This is a genomic window from Salipiger sp. PrR007, from assembly GCF_010499845.1.
Lineage (GTDB): Bacteria > Pseudomonadota > Alphaproteobacteria > Rhodobacterales > Rhodobacteraceae > Salipiger > Salipiger pacificus_A.
Map to the genome: position 1 here is coordinate 1 of NZ_JAAGOZ010000085.1, position 2,126 is coordinate 2,126.

3 protein-coding genes are annotated in these 2,126 nt (G+C 66.5%); all 3 read left to right on the forward strand.

Annotation, left to right across the window (positions count from 1 at the left end; translation table 11 throughout):
- The first annotated feature begins 142 nt into the window (after positions 1–142).
- The 3 genes from G0Q01_RS24510 to G0Q01_RS24520 all read left to right on the forward strand — a co-directional run bounded on the left by G0Q01_RS24510 (position 143) and on the right by G0Q01_RS24520 (position 2,048).
- The gene (locus G0Q01_RS24510) at positions 143–508 is read left to right on the forward strand and encodes a head decoration protein (RefSeq protein WP_164213937.1); all 366 of its coding nucleotides are present in this window, start codon (positions 143–145) and stop codon (positions 506–508) included.
- Between the two features lie 79 nt (positions 509–587).
- Positions 588–1,625: a major capsid protein gene (locus tag G0Q01_RS24515; protein ID WP_164213938.1), complete on the forward strand. Its 1,038-nt coding sequence runs from the start codon at positions 588–590 to the stop codon at positions 1,623–1,625.
- 60 nt (positions 1,626–1,685) lie between these two features.
- A complete protein-coding gene (locus tag G0Q01_RS24520; RefSeq protein WP_164213939.1) occupies positions 1,686–2,048 on the forward strand; it encodes a hypothetical protein in 363 nt (120 codons plus the stop codon).
- Positions 2,049–2,126: the final 78 nt, after the last annotated feature.

Genomic DNA, 2,126 nt, shown 5'->3' on the forward strand with positions numbered 1-2,126 from the left:
CACCGACCTTGATGCGCCGGCACCCGGCGCTTCGGCCGCCGCGCCCTCGATGAAGGATCGCATGGCAGCCCGCTTCACCTGATCCGGCGCGGGGGCTTTCTCCGCGCTTTTTCTTTGACCTCTGGCAGAAAGGAAGACCCCGATGCCTCCCCTTACTGAAGGCCGCACCGCCGGCGATTTCGTGTTGTTCGACCAGGCCGAGTATTCCCGCGAGCCTGCGGTGATTGGCGCTGGTGCCGACCTGCAGCCCGGCACCGTGCTCGGCAAGATCACGGCCACCGGCAAATACGTCCGCTGCGACAGCGGCGCCACAGATGGCTCGCAGACGCCGGTGGCGGTGCTGCGCACCGAAGCACGCGCTGCCTTGGCCGACGTCACCGCAGTGATCCAGGCGCGCCACACCCGCGTGCGCCGCTTCGGGCTGATCTTCGACGCGAGCTTTGCCACCGAGGCCGACCGCAATGGCGCCTGCGCGGCGCTGAAAGAGCTCGGCATTCTCGCGACCTGACCCGTCATTGGGGCCGGGGCCCACCCGGCACCGCCGTCCCGCCGCGCGGAAGCGCGCCATTCGATGAAAGGAGAGCCCGATGGCTCATTACGATATCTTCAAGGGCGATGGCTTCTCCGCCATGACGCTCGGCGACTCCATCCGCGTCGTCCCCAACCAGTGGGGTCTGGTCAGCGGCATGGGTGTCTTCGCCGCCAAGCCGATCCGCGGCACCAAGTTCTCGGTCGAGATGATCAACGGCGTCATCCAGCTGGTGAACTCCTCCGAGCGCAGTACGCCGCTGCCCGGCGCGAGCACCCGCAAGGGCAAGCTGGTGGACTTCTCGACCAAGCGCTTCGGCCTCAAGGCCCGGATCACCGCCGACGACATCGACAACATCCGCGCCTATGGCTCCGAGACCGAGCTCAAGCAGGCGCAGGATGAGGTGATGGAACGCCAGATCGAGCTGCGCGGCTCGCTCGACATCACGCGCGAGTACCACCGCGTCTGCGCGCTGCAGGGCATCGTGCTCGACGCCGACGGCTCGCCGCTCTGGGACCTCTACGACAAGTTCGAGATCAGCCGAAAGTCGGTCGATTTCACTCTCGGCAGCGGCACCACCGATCTCGCCGCGAAGTGCCGCGAGGTGACGCGCCACGTCCGGACCAACCTCAAGGGCGATGTGATGACCGGCGTGATGGGCCTGATCCACCCCGACTACACAGACAAGCTGATGGGGCACGCGGACTTCAAGGACCGCTACAAGTACTTCCAGAACACTAGCGGCGGCGATCCGCTGCGCGACGACAAATCGGACGGCTTCGAGTTCGGCGGCATCACCTGGAAGGAATACCTCGGCGAGGCGGATGTGCCTCAGGAAGACGGCACCGTGGTGACCCGCAACTTCATCCCCGAGGCGGAGGCGAGCTTCTTCCCGGTCGGCACCCGCCAGACGTTCCGCACCTTCAACGGCTCGCCTGACTATGTCGGTCTCGCGAACACGCCGGGGCAGGAGTTCTACTCGAAGGTCATCTACGACCGCGACGAAGAGCGCTTCGTCGACGTCGAGGCGATGATGCAGAACGCGCAGATCTGCACTCGCCCGGCCGTCCTGGTTCGCGGTTACACCTCGAACTGATCCCGATAGCCCGGCCCCGGTGCCGCGTGCGCCGGGACCCTGTTCCCTGGAGTGAACCCCATGGCCAAAAAGACCAGCACCGAACTCGTTCGCGTCAAGATGACCGGCGAGTTTACCTACAAGCTCGACGGCTCGTCGAAGCGCACATTGCCCAAGGGCTGGGCGGGCGCAGTCCCCACCTCGATTGCGGAGCTGATCGAGAAAGATGGGGTCGGCGCGCGCGAGGCCGACGGCGAGGCGGTGACCACGCCGAAGAAGGCCGCGCCCAAGAAGGCGGCTGCGACCAAGAGCGGCGCTGCCAGCCAGGCCGCGACCAGCGCCACAGTGGCAAGTGCGGCATCGACAAGCGCCGTCGCTGCCTCATCCACGACCACCGGAGTGGTCGCGGGTGCCAGCGCAGCCGATAACGGCGCCGCGGACTGACCGCGATGGACCCGTTTCTTCGCAGCGTCGAAGAGACCTTCCGGCGTCACGGGATCGAGGCTGTCCTCGATCCCGAGG

Excerpts from the sequence above, each read along its gene's own strand:
- G0Q01_RS24510 (WP_164213937.1), top strand. The coding sequence starts at position 143 with ATGCCTCCCCTTACTGAAGGCCGCACCGCCGGCGATTTCGTGTTGTTC.
- G0Q01_RS24515 (WP_164213938.1), top strand. The coding sequence starts at position 588 with ATGGCTCATTACGATATCTTCAAGGGCGATGGCTTCTCCGCCATGACG.
- G0Q01_RS24520 (WP_164213939.1), top strand. The coding sequence starts at position 1,686 with ATGGCCAAAAAGACCAGCACCGAACTCGTTCGCGTCAAGATGACCGGC.